This is a genomic window from Wolbachia endosymbiont of Trichogramma pretiosum, assembly GCF_001439985.1.
Classification (GTDB): domain Bacteria; phylum Pseudomonadota; class Alphaproteobacteria; order Rickettsiales; family Anaplasmataceae; genus Wolbachia.
This window is the reverse complement of record NZ_CM003641.1, coordinates 729,979-749,994: the sequence shown is the minus strand read 5'-3', so window position 1 is coordinate 749,994 and position 20,016 is coordinate 729,979. Positions and strand designations below refer to the sequence as shown.

Sequence of the window (20,016 nt, the reverse complement as noted above, 5' to 3'; positions counted from 1 at the left end):
GATAGAGTTGATTTATGGCTTGGTTGTATTTGCTATTAGCTGGTTTGGTTGAAATAATATGGACCACAGCACTGAAATATAGCAATGGCTTTACTCGTGTTATACCAGTAGTAATCATTTTAGTTAGCGGTTCTGTGAGTCTTTACTGGCTATCGTTAGCAATGAAGTCTATTCCTCTTGGAACATCTTATGCAGTTTGGACTGGTATAGGCTCTATAGGTGCAGCGATAATAGGAATAATTTTTTTTAATGACCCAGTAAATTTGGGGCGTTTATTTTCCCTTGCTTTGGTAGTGCTGGGTATCATAGGATTAAAATTATTTTCCAATTAGGAAAAGTTAAGTACGTCTATTTTACCATCTCAGGGCTTTCTACTAAAGTTGCTTTGGATTTTTTAGTTCTCGAAGAGGACATTCCTATTGATTTAGAAAGTACCTTTCTAATGTTCAATATTTCATCTCATTTTGTTGGATTAAGTTAATATCGTTTATTTTATTCACTAAATCTTTTCCTTCCTTTAAAATTTTTAAATCTCTTTCGTTGATATGATGTTCATTTTTAAATTCTGCAACGATTTCTTTCTTATTTGGATTAGTATTCAGAAATTCTAATATCTGGTGTTTAGCAACAGCTTGAATAAATTTCTTATCGTGAAATATTGAATTGTTAAGTAGTTTTTCTAGGCTTTTATCATACTGTTTTGCTTCGTTTACAGTAAGTTTTATTGTTTCTTCTGCGCTAATTAAAATTTACCTGTATAACCCTTCGTATCTATTGTCTGTGTGTGCGGTAAATGTTTGTTGAATGTATTTTGTTATGTAGAGTATTGTCTATTGTACCTATGTTCATTCACTCATCTCGCTTTTATATCAAAAGCTATACACGAAAAGGTTAATATTTAGTTAACTGCAGCGTTTATGATACTGAATTTCATTGATAATTATATTATTTAAAGTATAATCGTTATCATGAAATGAAAGCGTAAATAAAATGAACTTTGTAATAAAACTAAAACTTATAATAAAAAAATAAAGCTTAAGATGAACAAGGGTAAATTTATAAAAATTCTTATCATCTGTGGTGTAATTCTTACATATACCTTATCCATGAACCAGTTATAGATATGCTAAAAGTTCTCTTTTAAGAAAGATACTCGGATTAGAGTAGATATCTACAAAAGTGTTGCTCCTTGCTGATAAAATACATACAATACTTTTTTATAGGTAATATAAGCATTGAAGAAGAACTTTTTCATATGGCTGCTAGCATCGATATTTTATGCATACCAGTATATATTACGTGTAATTCCAAATATAATCGCACCTGAATTAATAACGAAATTTAACATAAGTATTACAGATGTTGGTCAATTTTGTGGGCTATATTATATAGGCTATACGCTTGCTCACATACCTGTTGGTCTTGCCCTTGATAGATTTGGACCAAAGTTTGTTTTGCCTTTGTGTATTGTCTTAACGTTTGTTGGGACATTACCACTAATATGCCTTGATGAGTGGTATTACTCAATACTTGGTAGAATGATTGTTGGAGTTGGGTCATCTGCTTCGGCAGTTGGGCTCTTTAAAATTGCAAGTATGTATTTCTCACAAGAGAAATCAGCAAGGATGACTAGTTTATCTATAATAATAGGGTTACTGGGAGCTATTTATGGTGGATTACCTCTAGAATTTTTGCTCAATAAATTTGGTTGGAATTATGTTATATATACTTTCTCAGCGTTTGGTTTTTTGCTTGCTCTGTTGTTGCTTTTAATAATTCCAAAAAGTAACATAGAGGAGAGTAGAAATGACAACATACTTCAAGATTTAAAGACTGTACTTTCCAATAAACATATCATTCTAATCAGCTTTTTTGGTGGCTTAATGGTTGGACCATTAGAAGGTTTTGCTGATGGTTGGGCAAAAGCGTTCTTATGTGAAGCATATCAAATGAACGGGGATCTATCATCTTCGCTTTCTTCCCTTATGTTTATAGGTACGGGAGTTGGATCATTCTTTTTAGCTTATTTACTTGAAAAACACCCAGACAAACATTACGAGGCAATTATTGCCTGTTCTTTTGCAATGATTGCTAGCTTTATCTTGCTTTTTATACAAGCTGGAGGTTTATATATTGCACTACCTGCACTTCTTGTTATCGGCTTTGCGTCTGGTTATCAGGTAATTACTATTTACAAATCAATAAGTTATGTGAACAATAACTTGGTAGGCTTGGCCACAGCAATATCAAACATGATAGTCATGTCTTTTGGCTATTTTTTTCATACAGGAATTACAAAAATAATAGATTTATATTGGAATGGGATGGTAGTACAAGGAAATCCTGTGTATGGTACTGAGTTGCTAGTAAAAGCAATATCAATTATTCCTATATTTTTGCTTTTAGCTGTTTTTGGATTTATATGGTTAAAGAAAAGTTCTTATGACAAGTGTTTTAGAAATAATTTGTGACTCTAAAAGTAGTCTGAAGTCTTTTGATGATGAAGTTTATCAATCTATAGAGAAAGAACTGCGGCGACAAAAATCACAATTGCAACTGATTGCATCAGAAAATTTTGCGAGTAAGGCAGTGATGGAAGCACAAGGTTCTTTTCTGACTAATAAATATGCAGAAGGTTATCCTGGTAAGAGATATTATTGTGGTTGTGAGTATGTGGATGAAATTGAGAGTCTAGCTATGGAGAGGCTCTGTAAGCTGTTTGGTGTTAAATTTGCAAATGTTCAACCTCATTCTGGTTCTCAGGCAAATCAAGCAGTATTTGCTTCGCTGCTTACTCCGGGCGATACTATACTTGGATTGTCACTGAATTGTGGTGGACATTTAACTCATGGTGCAGCACCAAACCTTTCTGGTAAGTGGTTTAAGTCGATTCAGTATACAGTTAATAGAGATACTTATCTACTTGATATGGACGAGATAGAAAAGCTAACGCTGGAGCATAAACCGAAGCTAATCATTGCTGGTGCTTCTTCTTATCCAAGAGAAATAGATTTCAAGCGCTTTTACAAAATTGCGAATAAAGTTGGTGCATATCTGCTTGCAGATATTGCTCACTATTCAGGACTTATTTCTGCAGGTTGTTACCCATCACCTGCTGAATATGCGCATGTTATTACTTCTACAACTCACAAAACTCTACGTGGTCCTCGTGGCGGAGTGGTAATGACAAATGATGAAGCATTACATAAAAAAATTAGGTCTGCAGTTTTTCCAGGGTTGCAAGGTGGGCCGCTTATGCATGTGATAGCTGCAAAAGCTGTTGCATTTAAGGAGGCATTAACGCCAGAATTTAAAACTTATAGTAAAAAAGTTGTAGAAAATGCAAAAGTGTTGGCTCAAGCTCTGAAAGAACATGGAATAAACATTATAACTGGTGGAACTGACTCTCATATTGTGCTAGTTGATTTAAGGTCACAGAAGTTGACGGGAAAAGACGTTGTAAATAGCCTTGAGAGAGCTGGCATTACCTGCAATAAAAACTCTGTGCCATTTGACACGGAAAAGCCAACCATTACTTCAGGGCTACGTTTTGGTACCGCTGCTGAGACAACGCGTGGACTTGAGAGAGAAGATTTTAAAGAGATAGCTGATCTAATAAATGAAATAATTCAGGGATTGATCAATGGAAATGGTCCTGATATTGAAAGAGCAGTAAAAAATAAAGTTGAAAAGATTTGTAGTAATTTTCCTATTTATTAATTTATTTATCATTCAAAATTCCTTTCTTTACTTTGGGTTAAACTATTGTATAGTGACCTTATAGCTCTTTAATTTTATGATAAATATACTTAGCATAGAGAGTTGTGATTTTCACAATAAAAATGTTCTGCTCAGGGTTGACTTCAATGTTCCTATAAAAAATGAAAGAATTTGTGATGCCACTCGTATTTTAAGAGCGCTACCTACCATTCAGTATTTGGCAAATGCGGGTGCAAAAATTATTATTATCTCACATTTTGGGCGTCCAAAAGCCAAAGACAGTAACTTATCGCTAAAAAACGTAGCTGAAGCTTTATCGCAGCTGCTAAGCAAAGAAGTGAAATTTATTGATGATTGTATTGGTGAGGGAGTACAAAGAGTAATAAATGCGATGGATGGAGGAGATATAATATTACTAGAGAATCTGAGGTTTTATAAAGAAGAAGAGCAGAATGACTCAAATTTTGCTAAACAATTAGCATCTCTAGCAGATATATATGTAAATGATGCATTTTCTTGCTCTCATAGAGCTCACGCTTCTATTTCATGTATTACGGAATTTTTACCTTCTTATTCAGGATTTTGCTTGCAAGATGAGCTAAAATATCTTGGGCAAGCAATATCGTTTGATGCTAAACCTATTACTGCGATAGTTGGTGGAGCTAAAATATCCACTAAAATAAAAATGCTTATAAAACTAGCAGAAAAGGTTGATTACCTTATTCTGGGAGGCGCAATTGCTCATAATTTTTTATTATTTAATAAAGTTAATATAGGCAGGTCTTTTTTTCAAAATGGCGTTGATGATCTTCTGCACGATCTTGTTAAGATGGCAAATAAAAACAATTGCAAAATAGTTGCGCCAGAAGACGTTTTGGTTGCAGTAAATTCTGATTATAGCACTGGCGTTTTAAGAAGAACTGAATCCATTTTGGACGGTGATATAATTTTAGATATCGGACCTCAAACTTTAAGCACAATAAGCGGTATAATAGAAAGCAGTAAAACTCTGCTGTGGAATGGACCTATTGGTGTTTTTGAACATTCAGCTTTTGCAAATGGTACAGTAGAGGTGATGAGAGTAGTAAGTAATTTGACACATAAAGGAAAATTAACCAGTGTAATAGGAGGGGGAGATAGCCTATCTGCAGTAAATGCAGCAGGTCTTACTGATAAAGATTTTACATATATTTCAACTGGTGGGGGAGCATTTTTAAGTTGGCTTAGTGGTGATAAAATGCCGGGACTGCGACTAACATCTAATTAAAACTTTTTTAAGCTTTTGCTTGTACCTTAGCTTTTTTATACGTTGTGTTCTGGTTATGTAGAAAGTAGCTAAATTAATCTTATGCTCAATAATACCAGTAATAGGATTTGTTTTTTTACATTAAGGAGAATTGCTTCAACAATACAAATTCACAAATTAAATTTGAGCCATTTTTCAAAACAGATTCTTCAGATCCGGAATATATTCCACTATTTCCGGATCTGACTAACTTTAACAGAGTAATATTAATGGTTTGTGGAGATTGGGGAACACAGCCTGATGAAGAAGATTTCAAATTTTGCTTGATTGTCCGCAGCATCAAGAAGTGGTGAAAAAGATATACGATAAGCTTGATCATCAGGTGATTAAACCTGGTGCAGACTTGGGGTTGTTTAAAGATGAATTGACTAAGATTTGGTTTACCAATAGCAGAACTAAAAAAGAAACTATAGTGTTTAGGAATATTTTTTGTGGTGAACCAGATAAATTGGGGCTTGGTAGTATACATTTTGTAGGTAGATATGTTGAGGACCAAGAGAATAAGTGGGCGGGTGCGATTTGGGATAATGAATCTCTGTGCAATAAATTAGATATTAAGCCACCTTTTTACACATTTGGAATAAAATATCCAGGTAAGGATGGAGAAGTGAAAGTTAAGTGTCCAAGTGGGTACGCGTATAACCTTCATACTGATGATATTTTAGTTTCTGCGACTAAGGCGTTTAAGGAGCTGGGAAAAGATTGAATGTGTCTGTATAAAATGGAAGATGACAATTATCAATCAGTATTTGTGAGAAAGAAAGACGCTATACTCACATTCTATCCTGACTTAACACCAAAATGTAATGATAAGAGTATTAATTGTAGCTGTAGCAAGTCTTGATTGGCTAAAAAAAAAGTAAAAATTTTATGCGTATTATGCTAATTTAGTTATATTGAGGGCAATTTGTAGAGCTACATGAAACTTATAGTAAAAAATGTTTGTCTGTTTTATTTCTGTTGCTGCTTGTAACACCTCTTGTATATGGACAACAATCTTGTTTAAGTGATATTGAGAACAATTTTCAAGATTTGAAAACATCATTAAAAAATCCAATATTTTTAGATCCTGCACCGAGTTTAAATTATGATGATAGAGAAGGCAAAAAAGTGTTGATGGTGATGCACCATACTGAATCACCAACATTAAAAAGTACAAAATATGCATTAAATTCTTCAGGGATGTCAGTACAGCTTATTGTTGATAGAGATGGTAGCGTTACTCTAATGGTTCCACTTAAAAAACGAGCATGGCATGCTGGTATAAGTTATGCGAAAGTTCAGATAGATAATGTGGTTGAAGAGCTACGAAAACTGAATTATTATTCTATAGGTATGGAGATTATAAACACAGGGATTGAGCCTTTTCCAGAAGAGCAAATGAAATCTGTCAAAGATCTGATTTCGTACCTCATGAAGCGCTTTAAGATTAGAAAAGATATGATATTTAGTCATGCTGAGATAGGCACTATAGTTTACAACTCAGCAATTGAAGGTTACTCAATGCGTAAGCCTGATCCACACAAGTTATTTGATTGGGAGTTATTAGAGAAAAGTGGTATCGGATTGCATATAGGTGATAGAATCATTCCTCAAGGTGCAGAATAGAAAGTAAATGAGGTTTTATATAAGGTAGGCGATAAGGGTGAAAATATTTTGAAATTAAAAAAAAGGTTAAACGGTTTTTTTATAAAATACTGCCTTGGAATGATAGGGAAGGTAATGTGATTTTTCCTAACAATAATGCTAATTACTCAAATGAGTTTGGTGAAATTTTTGCGTAGGTTATCAATCAGTTTTCAATGAACTACTTGCCGAAAGAGATTAGAAAAGACTTGCCTCTAAAATTAGAACAAGAAGATATTCTGCCTGAATTTTTAGTTAAGTATAGTAATCTTATTTTTAGTGAATTCTTATCTTTAAGTGATAAAACTAAATTAAGCTTAAAGCCACCATATTTTGAATAAAGGTGATTATAAGCATATATTATCTTCTCTTGCAGAATATGAAAATAATATTTCTTCTGATGCATTTGCTATTCTCATGTGCAAGATTAAGCTATATTATGACTCTTATCTAAGATGCAATATAGGATCTTCACTTTATATTCCATTTAGACTTAATTCATTTGAAAAGCTAGATGTTTTGAAGAATGAAATATTATCTTTAAAGTCTATAAGCCCTGAAAAGGCTATAGAAGTCTCGAATTTGATTAATGAGTTTAGGTAGAAGTTTTATCTAATTTCCAAAATTTTGAGAAGCAGTGGTTTCAAGAATTTAAGGACAATTGGAAACAAAAATTTATACCTAATATGGAGAAGCAAATGTCTTGGACTGTGCTACATGAAACTGTGTTGGAATATTTAGAAAAGGCGAAGAAAGAAGTATAATGAGTATTACAATGACCAGATGCATGGGCAGAGAAAAATAAAGGACTGGTTTCACATGCATCTGGAAGGATACAAAAATTTCTAAATGAGATTAATATAGTATTGGAATGACAGAGTTTAAAAAATAAGTTACTTTTTTATTCTTGGTAAAGAATAGTCTATGGGTATTAAAATTGCACCTTCTGTACTTTCAGCAGACTTTGCAAAATTAGGAGAGGAAGTAAAGAGAATTAGCAACTTGAATGTAGATTATATACACATAGACGTTATGGATGGAAATTTTGTTCCAAATATTACAATAGGTCCGAATGTTATCTCTGCGATACGTAAATATAGCAATCTTCCTTTTGATGTACACTTAATGATTAAATCTCCTGGTAACCATATTGAAAGTTTTATAAATGCTGGTGCTGATATTATTACTATACATGCAGAAGCAGAGATACATCTTGAGAGGACAGTAAGAAAGATAAAATCATATAAAAACAATACGAAAAAAATAGTACAAGTTGGAGTTTCAATTGTTCCTTCAACTTCTCCAAGCGTGCTTGAGTATATAATAGATGAGCTAGATATTGTACTAATTATGACAGTCAATCCTGGATTTGGAGGACAGGAGTTTATTCATTCGCAGTTGAGTAAGATATCTACCGTGAGGAAAATGATACAGAACCGTAATCTTAAGACACAAGTTTCAGTAGATGGTGGAGTTAACTTTTCTAACGCAGCTGATATAATAAAAGCAGGTGCAAATATATTAGTTACTGGATCAGCAATATTTAAAGCTGAAGACATGAAAAAGGCTATAAACGATCTTAAAAATCTTTCGTTATAACCCTATAGACAACACAAACTATTTTTGTTGTCTTGTCAGTTTCAATAATTCCTATTATCCCAGTGCTTCGACACTGAGATAATAGAAAGTAAGTTCAACTTCAATAGAAACCTGATGATGAGTCGTTATTACCAAATTTTGGTCTGTGTCTATTACTAAAACCAGAACGAGGACGAGTAGGTCTGTTACTATGATAATTATCTCCAGGTTTTTTATTAAACGAGTTGTTATAATAATTATCCCTATTATTTAAACCATCTCTCCTTTCTTGATTGTAAAGCTTACCTTCAAAAAATTCACCTGTTTCTTGATCAACACGACGTCTTGATAATTTTGGACATCCACCTTTTTCAAAGTCAATTATCAAAGCTTTGAAGGTATCACCCTGTTTAAGTATATCCTCAATGGACTCTACATGTTGATTGGCTACCTCGCTTATATGCATTTTTCCTTTCCTTCCATTAAGAAGTTCTAGCTCTACGATAGACTTCTCTATCTTTACAACTTTAGCATCAATTATAGAACCTTGTTCTAGCTCTGTTATTGAATCAATCATCATATTTTTTGCAGCTTCAGCTTCAGTACTACTAATGGCAAAAACAGAAACTTTACCGTCATCACCTATTTCAATTTTTGCATTACTTCTTTCACATACACTGCGTATATTTTTTCCTTTAGCACCAATAGCTGCAGAAATTTTATCTTTATCTATATAAAACGATAACACTCTTGGTACATGATCTTTTATATCCTTACGATGTTCTGAAATTACTGCATTCATTTTTTCTAAGATATGTAATCTTCCGACTTTTGCTTGTTCTAAAGATTTCTCAACAATTTCAAAGCTTATACCAGGAATTTTCATATCCATCTGCAGTGCTGTAATCCCTTCGCTAGTTCCTGCTACTTTGAAGTCCATATCACCAAGATAGTCTTCATCGCCCAGTATATCAGAAAGTATTATATGCTCATTTTTGTCTTTGATGAGACCCATAGCAATTCCTGCAACGGGAGACTTTATTGGCACACCTGTATCCATTAATGCAATGGAAGTTCCACAAACTGTTGCCATAGAAGAAGAACCATCAGATTCCATAATCTCAGATACCACCCTTATTGTATAAGGAAATTCAGATTTATCAGGTAAAACAGGATGAATTGCTTTCCAAGCAAGTTTACCATGACCAATTTCTCTCCTTCCTGGTGCGCGTATAGAAGAAGCCTCTCCAACAGCAAATGGAGGAAAATTATAATGCAACATAAAATGTTCACGTCTATCGCCTTCAATGTCATCCACAATTTGCTCATCTTGTGTAGTACCAAGAGCAGTAACAACCAGTGCCTGAGTACTACCCCTTGTAAATAGCGCAGAACCGTGAGTCTTGGGTAGAATGTCAGCCTCAATTTCTATCTGGCGTATTTCATCATACTTACGGCTGTCTATCCTCACACTTTTCCTTCTAATCATTTCACGCACTAAGGATCTTTCAAAGCTTTTTACTGCATAAGTAATTAACTTTTCGTCTTTTCCAGCCTCTTTAAGAGTATTCAATATATTATTCCTTACTACTTCCAGAGCTTTAACTCGCTCTTGTTTTACTGTTTTTGAATATACTTCTTCAAAGTCTTTTCGATATTTTTCAAGTTCTTGAGTTATATTTGATATATCAACAGGAGCAAAGCTTTCAGGTTTATTGCCTACTGTATCAGCAAATTCTTTTATAAGCTCAATAACAGGTTGAAGATGTTCATGGCCGAATTTTATTGCACTCAAAACATTTTCTTCAGAGAGCTCTTTGACTTCCGATTCGACCATTAAGATCGAATTTTCATCACCAGACAAAAACAGATCCAAGTTGCTTGCTTTCATCTCTTGAACGGAAGGATTTAGTATATAATTGTTATTTTCATCACAACCGACCATAACTCCAGCTATAGTAAAGTGGAAAGGAACACCAGAAATTGCAAGAGCTGCGACGGTACCTATCAATGCCGGTACTTCAGGAGAATTGACCGTATCGTAAGTTAATAGATTACATACTATACTAATTTCATCATGAAAACCTTCAGGAAATAACGGTCTTATACTTCTATCTATTACTCTTGAAATTAAAGTTTCCCTATCAGATGGTTTTCCTTCTCTTTTAAAAAAACCACCAGGAATCTTACCCATGGCATAACTTTTTGCAATAAACTGCACATTTAAAGGTAGAAAATCAACACTTTCTTCCTTCTTTTTTCGTACAACAGTGACTAAGATAGAAGTATCTCCATAATTTACAACTACTGAACCATCAGCTTGACGTGCTATTTTCCCAGTTTCTAAAGATAAGGTACGCCCCTCCCAATCTATAGATTTTTTTATAATTTCAAACATACAAAATTCCTCGATTATTTTCTAATGCCTAACTTCTCTATTAACTCTTGATAGGCTTCATTACCAAATTTACGTTTTATATAATTTAAGTGCTTGCGCCTTCTACCTATCAATACAAGTAAACCACGCTTAGAATTATGGTCATGCTTATGCTTTTTAAAATGCTCAGTTAAATTACTGATTCTCTCGGTTAAAATTGCACACTGTACAAAAGATGAACCTGTATCATCTTCTTTAATTGCATGTGCACTAATCAAACTTTTTTTCTTTTGGGATGTTATTGACATCTAAACCTCATTTCAAAATATTAAAAACACGAATAGGCTTCACATAACCACGAGTAAAACTGCAAATTGCAATAGGTACATTACCCACTATCGTACAAAAACTATCATAACTCTTTAAATTACGCAAGTTATTTAATGTAATTTCTTGACCTTTTCTGATTTTCTCCGCTTCCTCTAAGGAAATTTCAACTTTGAACATCGATTTTAAAGCCGATTCAATGGGGATGATGAAACTTTTTGTATTACCTACATCATCTTTTGCCATTCCACCTTCCTCTGTCATCCCAGTGTCAATCACTGGGGAGAGTAAGTTTTTTTTTTAGTAAGTTGCTCAATTGTCACTGATTCATCCTCCCTAAAATCACCTACCATCGTTCTTCTTAATTGTATAATATGTCCAAAACAATTTAATTCAATTCCAAGATCTCTTGCAATTGATCTTACATATACGCCGCTACCGCAGATCATAGAAAAATCGGCACTATTATTTATGGTGTCCAAAAATATCATCTTCAGTTCATGTATTTTGACGTGTCGAGGTTTTATATTTACCTTTTGCCCACTTCTTGCTAATTTATATGCTCTTGTTCCCTTGATTTTCACTGCTGAAAATTGAGGAGGAGTTTGTGTTATCTCACCAATAAAATTCTTAATCACACAATTTATTTGGTTATATTCAGGTTTTATAGTGCTAGTTCTAATAATATCACCATCTAAATCGTCCGTAGTTGTTTGCTTTCCCCATTTGATTGTGAAATTGTATGCCTTTAAGTCATGAGATAAATATGGTATAGTTTTTGTTGCTTCACCAAGAGCGATCGGCAATACACCTAAAGCCAAAGGATCAAGTGTTCCCAAATGTCCGGCTTTTTTTATTCCAAAAATCCTTTTAATTTGAGTTACTGCTTGTGCAGAACTCATTCCTGTTGGTTTATCAAGATTCAGCCAGCCATTTACCATGTATCAATCTTACATAATTAGTAACAATTTAGAAAGTAGATAAAATATTAGATTTTTAATAAAATGCTTGAATGGTGTGCATTGTTAATATAAAATTAACTTTTTATTAATCTTAATTAAGGAGGAAGTAATTATGACTACTATATGTAAATTGAAAAAATATGGCACCTATAACAAAAATGAGTATTGAAGGTACATTTGCAACTGCATCTTTGGCAGCAGCAATAACAACAGTATTGATTGCTACTAAAGTAATTGCTGGACCTGCTTAGCACTTGTTGCTAGCCCTGCTGGAATTGCATTTCTATTTATTGACGCTGTATATTTTGCCGCAGCAGCTTATCCTTCATATCAGCAAATGAATGCAATAGAAAATGTTAAGGGTGAAAAAGGCGATAAGGGTGACCAAGGATCTCAAGGTACAGTACTTTCTGACGAAGATTTGAAAGAAAAATTTAAAACTTTCTTATTAGATCATACTGTTATTAGTAAAGATGTTAAAGCTTTATTTAAAGAATAGTAGCTTAATAAATTAACATGACTAGAGGTAAATTTTCTACCTCTTTCTTTTTCCTTTCATCTGAACATGCAAAAGTTACAATAGCCTATCCCACACTTCAACTACATCCTCACTGAACTGTATTATCTCTACTTTTTTGAATCGGTAGCAGTTGTTTATGGATTGAATCCCTAGATCTCCTACAAAAGGAGTAGCATCATTGCCTAGAATTTTACCACTGCGACAGATTATCAACCTGTCGATTAAGTTATGTTTTAATAATTCTGTAACTAACACTCCTCCACCTTCAACTAATAACCTTGTTATGCTAATTTCTGAAACAAGTTTTGATACCATGTCTTTTAAGCAGACTTTGCCGATAACATCATGTTCCGATGTCATTCCAGCGCGTGAACAGTTTTCACTACGCAATTGCTTGAAGTTTTCTGGATCCCATTGTCTGGGCACTGGGATGACAGGAGAAGGCATTGGAATGACAGGAGAGTGTGTTGGGGTAACGGAAGAGTGAGCTGGAATGACAGGAGGTTTGTGGTTTGAATTGACTATCAAATAATTAATGTTTTTTATTTCTCTCTCTATTTCTCTGTTTGTAATTACCCAAGTTGTTACTTTATCTGCAGTTTTTGCAATATTATGCTCTTCCTTCAATTTTCCTTGGCTATCGATAATTAGCCTTACTGGCGACCTGTCTTCGAGTCCTGGAAATCTGCAAGTTAAAAGTGGATCGTCATTGATAAGGGTACTACTGCCAATCATAATTGCATCATATTTTGCTCTGAGCTCATGCACCCAATTTCTCGTATCTTCGCTTGTTATCCATTTGCTATCACCTGTAAATGTTGCGATTTTTCCGTCAAGAGTTGTTGCGATTTTACAAGCTATAAATGGTCTATGGAGTTTCTTAGTGGTAAAAAAGCCAATATTTAGTTTCTCTGCTTCTTTCTGCATAATCCCTTGCTCAACTTCAATTCCTCCATCTACTAAGGCTTTTATGCCTCTGCCTAAAACTCTATTATCTGGATCAATTGCTGCAATCACTACCTTTCTTATTCCTGATTTTATGATTTCTGTAGTGCAAGGTTCTGTAACTCCAAAGTGGCAGCATGGTTCGAGAGTAACGTACATAGTTGCACCATGAGTTAAGTTTTTAGCTTTTTGTAAAGCAACTACTTCTGCATGTGGACGTCCACCGATTCCTGTGTAGCCTGCACCGATCACTATACCGTTTTTTACAATGATACATCCGACAGTGGGATTTGGTGCAACACTTCCAAGACTTTTTTCTGCAAGTTTTAATGCGATCGACATGAAATAATCATCGGTCATTAGAAAGAAGTCATTTCGTATGAGGTATCAAAAATTCTTCTGTGCTCATGTATGGCAAATCTATCTGTCATGCCTGAGATATAATCACATATTATTACCGAACGTTGAGATTCACAAGCAAGCTTGTTCCACTCTATAGGTAATAACCCTGGGTTTTCATAAAAGCATTGCAAAAGCTCCTGTACTATACGTTTTGCTTTGTTCATTGTTCTATTCAATTTATAGCTTCTGTATATTTTTTCCATGTTAAATTTTTTCATCTCTTTTGTGGAATTTGCAATTTCTGGTGAAAATGTGACTAGCATTGTATTTAGACCTCTTACATCTTCTACGCTTTTTATTTCGTAGTCTTTAATATTTTTTTCAGTCTGAAAAACAACATCATTTATCATAATCCCTATAGTTCTACTCAGTGATTCATGTATGAGTTTGCTCTGAGACAAATCTGAATATTCACTCCTTACGTTTTTAAACATTTTGCCAATTAAGGGAACATTAAGCAAATCTTCAATAGTTACTAAATTTGCTCTGAGTGCATCATCAAGATCATGAACACTGTAAGCGATGTCATCCGCAATTGAAGCAACTTGTGCTTCAATGCTTGAAAATTCCTCAAGTTTTAGATCATATTTTTCATTGTATTTTAATAATAGATGATTATTTGTAGAGGACTCTGCGTTTTGACCAAGCAAGGGACCGTTATGTTTTGCAATCCCTTCAATCACCTCCCAACTTAGATTCATACCATCAAAATCAGCATGTTTTTGTTCAAGATAAGTTAAAATCCTTATAGCTTGAACATTATGATCAAACTCATACTTCTCATTATCAAGATTCAAATCTTGAACTGATTTCTTTAGAGCATCTTCACCTGCATGACCAAATGGAGGATGACCAAGATCATGTGCGAGCGCTATGCATTCAGTGATATCCTCATTCAAGCCAAGTATACGAGTAATAGACCTTGCAATTTGTGCAACTTCAAGGCTATGAGTAAGCCGAGTGCGATAGTAGTCGTGCTCATAATTGATAAAAACTTGTGTTTTATATCCTAATTTCCTAAACGCATTAGAGTGAATAATACGGTCCCTATCACGCTGAAAGCAGCTGCGATTTTCATCTTCTGGCTCTTTAAAATTTCTTCCTTTTGTTTTATTTGGAAAGCACGCGTAACTTAATAAAAAATTATTGTTTGACATGTAAAATTTCTACTATAATAGGTAATCAATAATGGAGGGTGGTTGTTATGTCAACAGATTACAATATTAGCTTAACTGACAACGCATTAAGGAAGATCTACTCCCTTGTAGAACAGGAAGGAGATGAGAGTTCTATTTTGCGGGTTGCAGTTTCAGGTGGTGGATGCTCTGGCTTCAAGTATGATTTTCTTATGGATCAAATAAATAAGAAGGTGTCTTTGGATGACGATTTTGACGATGACGAAGATAGCGAGGATTATAGAAACCACTCCAGTTTTAGTGAAAAAGGTAAAGATATAGTAATTAATGATGAGAATGGAAACCCTGTATTAATGGTTGATAATTGTTCAGCGAAATTTTTAAATAACTCAACTATAGATTATACTGAAGATCTAAGTGGTTCTGGTTTTCAAGTCAAGAATGCTCTCGCTAAGTCTCGATGTGGGTGTGGTAACAGTTTCTCGGTATAATTCTCCCTCCTGGATCTTTTTATAATATGGGTAGTGGTGTAACACTAGAGCTAGCTTCTGTAAGTAAGAGCTTCAAAAAAAGTCCTGCTGTTGTAGAAGATATCAATCTGTGTCTTACAAAAGGGCAAGTAGTTGCATTGATTGGTAGTTCGGGATCAGGAAAAACAACTATACTACAAATTGCAGGTCTATTGGATAAGCCAACTTTAGGTGTAGTGACAGTAGATGGAGTGAATTGTACTCAAGCCAGCAATAAATATAAAACTCATGTAAGAAGAAATTTTCTCAGCTTTATTTATCAATTTCACTATTTATTACAGGAGTTATCAGTATTAGAAAACATTATGCTTCCTCAGCTCATTGCAGGAAAAAGTAAAGCTGAAGCAGAAAAAAAATCGCAAGCAATATTGGAAAAATTTGGTCTGGAAAGTAAAGCAAGTAGTATGGTATCTAAAATTTCTGGTGGAGAAAGGCAGAGGGTTGCAATTGCAAGGAGCATTGTAAACTCTCCAAAGCTCTTACTTGCAGATGAGCCAACGGGAAATTTAGACCCAACAAATTCTTTGAATGTATTTTTGCTGTTACATTCATATGTAAAGGAAAATAACAGCTCTATGCTTGTAGTAACACACAACTATATCCTTGCAGAAAAAGCAGATCACATTTTTCATTTAAAAGACCGATCATTAGTAAAGTTGTGAATGGAAGAAATGTTATAATACAAAGCTACCTATAACTTGTACTTATTTAACCAATGATCATTAACGGAGTATAATTCGCATGAAATGCCTTCATTGTTTTTTATACACGGACTCTTTAATTTATGCTGTTTACTTGGAAAGCATCCTGACAGAATAAACATCGCTAAAACGAGAAATAATAATTGCCTAAACATAACAAGGCTTTTTTTATTTATATTAATACATTCATTTCTCTCATTTCTAAAGTTAGGCATATTCTTTTACCCTTATCTCTTTTTTTACTTTTTTGTAGGAAGTGACTGCACTGTTTAAACGTAGTTTTATATAGTTATCTATAATTTGAGCTACTTCCTCTTCTTTATCCCTTAAAAAGTGGTTAGTATCGTCCACTATATGATATTCCATATGGTTATTTTTTACCGAATTTATTAACCTTCGTGCTAATTCTGTTACATCGCTTTCTTCTGAAATTGTATCATTGTTACTTTGTATTATAAGTCCAGGAACTGGGCAAGGAGAGAGGAAAGAGAAATCGTATTTAGTTGCTGGAAGAGAAAGAGCAATAAAACTTACTATCTCTGGACGGCGCATTGTTAATTGCATAGCTACCCATGCTCCAAAAGAAAAACCAACTATCCAAATTGGAACGTTGTTAGAGTTATGCTCCTGAAGCCAATCAATAGCCACTGCAGCATCAGTTAATTCTCCTATACCCTTATCAAAAGTTCCGGTAGATTTTCCGACGCCACGAAAATTAATTTTCAACGCAGAAAAGTCATTATCGACAAAAGATTCATATATACTATTTATAATCTTACTATCCATACTACCCCCATATTGGGGATGGTGATGTAAAATTAGCACAACCGGTGCATTGGTATCTTTGCTTTGATGGTATCTACCTTCTATCTTTTTCGTTGAATTATTTAAAAAGACTTCTACCATGATAACTCCTAATAAAAACCTGTTTTGACAGGGGTTGATAATGTAAATTACTTATTAAGTATGTATTAATTTTGCTGTTTTTGCAATAAATTTTTATTGTGTTAAAGTTAGCATGCATAATTGGTTGATGATAAGTGACAAATAAGCCTGTGAGTCTATTCTCCCTGGAAGATAGTAGTTATGTGTATGCTGATTATAATGCAACTGCTCCAGTGAGTAAAAATGTAAAAAAAAGTATACTTGAGATTTTATCAAAACAAACACTAAATCCATCATCCCTGCATAAAAGAGGACAAGAAGCGAGGAAGATTCTTAAAGAGGTAAGAGATAACGTACGTGATGCTCTTAGCATTCCAGATGATAAAGAAATAGTTTTTACGTCTGGTGCAACTGAAGCAAACAACCTCGTCATGAGAGGAATGAAAGGCTATCTGCATGTAATTTCAGCTACAGAGCATCCTTCAATTCTTAATTCTGCATATAATCCACATATAATACCGGTTAATCAAGAGGGTATTGTTGACTTTTTAGAGCTAGAAAAAATTCTAAGCGAACTTGAAGGGAGTAAAGTAATAATTTCAGTGATGATGGCTAATAACGAAACTGGAGTTATCCAGCCTGTTAAGGAAATAGCTAAAATAGCACATAAATTCGGGGCAATCTGTCACACTGACGCTGCTCAAAGCATTGGGAAAGTCGAATTAAATATGGAAGATTTAGAAGTGGATTTACTTACTTTATCTGCTCACAAATTTGGTGGTATAGCAGGTAGTGGAGTTTTAATATTTGACAAAAAGCTTGTAATAGAACCTACTATAATAGGTGGTGGGCAAGAAAAAGGGTTGCGTGGTGGTACAGAAAATATTATTGCAATAGTAGGTCTTTCTGCTGCGTTGCAAAACATTCCAGATCTTCTATCAAAGATGGATGAAGTAGAGAAGATGCGTGATCAATTGGAGTGTGGGTTATTAAGTCTTGTCAGTGATATCAAGATCTTTGGCAGAAATTCTAAAAGATTGCCAAATACAAGTTTCATTTATATGCCGAGAGTGAAGAATGATCTGCAGCTCATGCACTTTGACTTAAATAATATTGCAGTCAGTAATGGTTCTGCATGTTCTTCTGGAAAAGTTGGACCTTCTCATGTTTTGCTTGCAATGGGAGCAACAAAAGAGCAAGCAGAATGTTCAATTAGAATCAGTATAGGTCCAGAGGTTAAACCGCGAGACATAGAAAAAATAGTGGATTGTTGGTATAGTGTCTATAAGAAGAATGCTTTAGTAAATGTAAAAACTGCTTTCACCATTCCCCTTAAATCATGATAGAGGGAATGGTGAAAGTAATTTCTGTTGCCAGAGGTTGTTATAATAGTTAAATGCTGCTGAAAACCGATTTGCTTGTAGTTATGGAAGAATTCTCTAATTGCATACCACGCCATTCAATTGGCGTATGTCATTTTATACTTGATAAAGACGCTGTGTTGTATTATAATGTATCATCAAGAGATAATAGGGAGTTATATATGTCTTATATGAAAAACGAACAGGATATTCGCTCTCAGGGCGTTTATTATAGTGCTGGACTCAGGAGTTACCTAACCAAGGTATACAATTATATGGCTTTAGCTTTAGGTGTTACAGGGCTTGTTGCGTTTTTAACAGTGTCCTCTGGTCTTTTTCAGATGATTTATTCCAATCCTGTTCTATCGCTTGTGGTAATGCTATCTCCAGTTGCATTGGTGTTTTATATGTCTTTTAGGCTTCAACACCTAAGTGCTCAGTCAACACTTACTGTGTTTTTTCTATTCTCAGTTTTAATGGGAATTTCTTTATCTCATATTTTTATAATTTATACTGCAGGAAATATAGCCAGAGCATTTTTCATTACATCGATCATGTTTGGTTCTATGGCTTTGTATGGTAATACTACAAAAAATGATCTGACCAGTATGGGTTCTTTTTTGATCATGGGAATCTGGGGATTAATCGTTGCATCTATAGTTAATCTGTTACTTGGGAGTAGTTCACTATATTTTGCAATATCATTTGTGTCAGTAATAGTGTTTACTTTAATGACCGCGTACGATGCTCAGAGAATCAGAGATGTCTATTATAGGTATAATGATGGCTCAGAGGTTGCAGCTACTAAGCTGGCAGTACTTGGTGCAACTAATCTTTACTTTGACTTCATCAATATATTCCTCAATTTGCTGAGGTTACTTAATTTATTCAACAATAAGGATTAGATGATTTCCTTTCTAAGGGGAAATAATGGAAATTCTATAGTTTTTTTCCTATTATCTTTAGTTGTATTAATGCTTTGTCTTGCATATGCTTCAGTGCCATTGTATAGTATCTTTTGCAAAGCAACTGGATATGGTGGCACAACGAGAAAAGCAACTAATACGACAATAAGTGCAACTAACCAAAAAATCAGGGTTTACTTCAATGCTGATGTAATGTCCGGTCTGCCTTGGGAATTTAAATCAGAAACTAACTACATTGATATTAATATAGGGCAAAAAAGTTTAGTGTTTTATTATGCAGAAAATTTATCTGACCAGCCTTCACTTGGAATGGCAGTGTATAATGTCACACCTTTTAAAGCAGGTAAGTATTTCAATAAAGTTGCATGCTTCTGCTTTGAAGAACAAATTTTGCAGCCAAAACAAAAAACAGCTATGCCAGTATCTTTTTACATAGACCCTGAAATAATTCGTGACAATAGTACAAAAGATTTAAGTGAAATAACACTATCATATACGTTTTTTAAGCTTAAGTAACCAACCTGTGCCTATTGTTGATTTAAATAATAGTTATGCAACAGATCTATTTAATTGGGCAGAAGCACTTATTTGTTTTTGCACACTAAGTACTTGTATTGAGGTTTTTGGTATTGCGAATTCCCATTCTTCACTATTTGCTTTACAGGCATTCCAGTGCTCAGTTAACTCTTTATTACTTTTTATAGAGTCTGGCAT

At 34.2% G+C, this 20,016-nt stretch carries 20 protein-coding genes and 3 pseudogenes; 15 read left to right on the top strand and 8 right to left on the bottom strand.

Annotation, left to right across the window (positions count from 1 at the left end; translation table 11 throughout):
• Positions 1-14: 14 nt before the first annotated feature.
• The gene (locus wTpre_RS03600; protein WP_068652043.1) at positions 15-332 is read left to right on the top strand and encodes a DMT family transporter; all 318 of its coding nucleotides are present in this window, start codon (positions 15-17) and stop codon (positions 330-332) included.
• A gap of 16 nt (positions 333-348) precedes the next feature.
• On the opposite strand, the pseudogene wTpre_RS07300 reads toward wTpre_RS03600, so the two are convergent.
• Positions 349-849, bottom strand: a pseudogene (locus tag wTpre_RS07300) (hypothetical protein).
• A 386-nt stretch (positions 850-1,235) separates the two neighbouring features.
• On the opposite strand from wTpre_RS07300, the gene wTpre_RS03590 reads away from it, so the two are divergent.
• From wTpre_RS03590 to rpe, 8 genes and pseudogenes are all read left to right on the top strand, one after another.
• Positions 1,236-2,471, top strand: a complete 1,236-nt coding sequence (locus wTpre_RS03590; protein WP_068652041.1) for an MFS transporter — start codon at positions 1,236-1,238, stop codon at positions 2,469-2,471.
• A complete protein-coding gene (gene glyA / locus wTpre_RS03585) occupies positions 2,443-3,720 on the top strand; it encodes a serine hydroxymethyltransferase (RefSeq protein WP_068652039.1) in 1,278 nt (425 codons plus the stop codon). Before wTpre_RS03590 ends, glyA begins: the two co-directional genes overlap by 29 nt.
• Before the next feature lie 79 nt (positions 3,721-3,799).
• Positions 3,800-4,987: a phosphoglycerate kinase gene (locus wTpre_RS03580; protein ID WP_179945536.1), complete on the top strand. Its 1,188-nt coding sequence runs from the start codon at positions 3,800-3,802 to the stop codon at positions 4,985-4,987.
• A 76-nt stretch (positions 4,988-5,063) separates the two neighbouring features.
• Positions 5,064-5,870 (top strand): annotated as a pseudogene (locus tag wTpre_RS07500) (EndoU domain-containing protein).
• 98 nt (positions 5,871-5,968) lie between these two features.
• A complete protein-coding gene (locus wTpre_RS06785; protein WP_245609363.1) occupies positions 5,969-6,634 on the top strand; it encodes an N-acetylmuramoyl-L-alanine amidase in 666 nt (221 codons plus the stop codon).
• 194 nt (positions 6,635-6,828) lie between these two features.
• Positions 6,829-6,993 (top strand): hypothetical protein, encoded by a 165-nt coding sequence (locus wTpre_RS06780; RefSeq protein ID WP_245609362.1) that lies wholly within the window; start codon positions 6,829-6,831, stop codon positions 6,991-6,993.
• Entirely contained in the window at positions 6,986-7,255 is a 270-nt protein-coding gene (locus wTpre_RS06775) for a hypothetical protein (protein WP_245609361.1), read from the top strand. The genes wTpre_RS06780 and wTpre_RS06775 overlap by 8 nt, the downstream gene beginning before the upstream one ends.
• A 321-nt stretch (positions 7,256-7,576) precedes the next feature.
• Positions 7,577-8,251 carry a ribulose-phosphate 3-epimerase gene (gene rpe / locus wTpre_RS03565; RefSeq protein WP_068652035.1) on the top strand — a complete coding sequence of 225 codons (675 nt, stop codon included), beginning with the start codon at positions 7,577-7,579 and terminating at the stop codon, positions 8,249-8,251.
• Between the two features lie 100 nt (positions 8,252-8,351).
• On the opposite strand, the gene pnp is transcribed toward rpe, so the two are convergent.
• The 3 genes and pseudogenes from pnp to truB all read right to left on the bottom strand — a co-directional run bounded on the left by pnp (position 8,352) and on the right by truB (position 11,875).
• Positions 8,352-10,628, bottom strand: coding sequence for a polyribonucleotide nucleotidyltransferase (gene pnp / locus wTpre_RS03560; RefSeq protein WP_068652034.1), 2,277 nt, complete (start codon positions 10,626-10,628; stop codon positions 8,352-8,354).
• Between the two features lie 14 nt (positions 10,629-10,642).
• Complete coding sequence (rpsO, locus tag wTpre_RS03555) at positions 10,643-10,915, bottom strand: 30S ribosomal protein S15 (RefSeq protein ID WP_068652032.1); 273 nt, start codon at positions 10,913-10,915, stop codon at positions 10,643-10,645.
• A gap of 7 nt (positions 10,916-10,922) precedes the next feature.
• Positions 10,923-11,875: pseudogene (truB, locus tag wTpre_RS03550) on the bottom strand (tRNA pseudouridine(55) synthase TruB).
• A gap of 358 nt (positions 11,876-12,233) precedes the next feature.
• Here truB and wTpre_RS05845 point away from each other — a divergent pair.
• Positions 12,234-12,395, top strand: coding sequence for a hypothetical protein (locus tag wTpre_RS05845; protein ID WP_179945502.1), 162 nt, complete (start codon positions 12,234-12,236; stop codon positions 12,393-12,395).
• A gap of 75 nt (positions 12,396-12,470) precedes the next feature.
• Here wTpre_RS05845 and ribD read toward each other — a convergent pair whose 3' ends face one another.
• Both ribD and wTpre_RS03535 read right to left on the bottom strand, forming a co-directional pair.
• Positions 12,471-13,721, bottom strand: a complete 1,251-nt coding sequence (gene ribD, locus wTpre_RS03540) for a bifunctional diaminohydroxyphosphoribosylaminopyrimidine deaminase/5-amino-6-(5-phosphoribosylamino)uracil reductase RibD (RefSeq protein ID WP_068652028.1) — start codon at positions 13,719-13,721, stop codon at positions 12,471-12,473.
• Positions 13,721-14,920: a deoxyguanosinetriphosphate triphosphohydrolase gene (locus wTpre_RS03535; RefSeq protein ID WP_068652026.1), complete on the bottom strand. Its 1,200-nt coding sequence runs from the start codon at positions 14,918-14,920 to the stop codon at positions 13,721-13,723. Before wTpre_RS03535 ends, ribD begins: the two co-directional genes overlap by 1 nt.
• A gap of 47 nt (positions 14,921-14,967) precedes the next feature.
• Here wTpre_RS03535 and wTpre_RS03530 point away from each other — a divergent pair, with 47 nt between their 5' ends.
• Together wTpre_RS03530 and wTpre_RS03525 are read left to right on the top strand one after the other, a co-directional pair.
• Complete coding sequence (locus tag wTpre_RS03530; protein WP_068652024.1) at positions 14,968-15,390, top strand: HesB/IscA family protein; 423 nt, start codon at positions 14,968-14,970, stop codon at positions 15,388-15,390.
• A 26-nt stretch (positions 15,391-15,416) separates the two neighbouring features.
• The gene (locus tag wTpre_RS03525) at positions 15,417-16,091 is read left to right on the top strand and encodes an ABC transporter ATP-binding protein (RefSeq protein ID WP_068652022.1); all 675 of its coding nucleotides are present in this window, start codon (positions 15,417-15,419) and stop codon (positions 16,089-16,091) included.
• Between the two features lie 246 nt (positions 16,092-16,337).
• Here the strand turns inward: wTpre_RS03525 and wTpre_RS03515 are convergent, their stop codons facing one another.
• On the bottom strand, positions 16,338-17,036 hold the full coding sequence (locus wTpre_RS03515; protein ID WP_068652020.1) for an alpha/beta hydrolase: 699 nt from the start codon (positions 17,034-17,036) through the stop codon (positions 16,338-16,340).
• Between the two features lie 134 nt (positions 17,037-17,170).
• Between wTpre_RS03515 and wTpre_RS03510 the strand changes: the two genes are divergently transcribed.
• The 3 genes from wTpre_RS03510 to wTpre_RS03500 all read left to right on the top strand — a co-directional run bounded on the left by wTpre_RS03510 (position 17,171) and on the right by wTpre_RS03500 (position 19,818).
• Positions 17,171-18,358 (top strand): cysteine desulfurase family protein, encoded by a 1,188-nt coding sequence (locus wTpre_RS03510; protein ID WP_068652018.1) that lies wholly within the window; start codon positions 17,171-17,173, stop codon positions 18,356-18,358.
• A gap of 200 nt (positions 18,359-18,558) precedes the next feature.
• A complete protein-coding gene (locus tag wTpre_RS03505) occupies positions 18,559-19,281 on the top strand; it encodes a Bax inhibitor-1/YccA family protein (RefSeq protein ID WP_068652633.1) in 723 nt (240 codons plus the stop codon).
• Complete coding sequence (locus wTpre_RS03500) at positions 19,282-19,818, top strand: cytochrome c oxidase assembly protein (RefSeq protein ID WP_068652016.1); 537 nt, start codon at positions 19,282-19,284, stop codon at positions 19,816-19,818.
• 33 nt (positions 19,819-19,851) lie between these two features.
• Here wTpre_RS03500 and wTpre_RS06765 read toward each other — a convergent pair whose 3' ends face one another.
• Complete coding sequence (locus wTpre_RS06765; RefSeq protein WP_245609359.1) at positions 19,852-20,016, bottom strand: hypothetical protein; 165 nt, start codon at positions 20,014-20,016, stop codon at positions 19,852-19,854.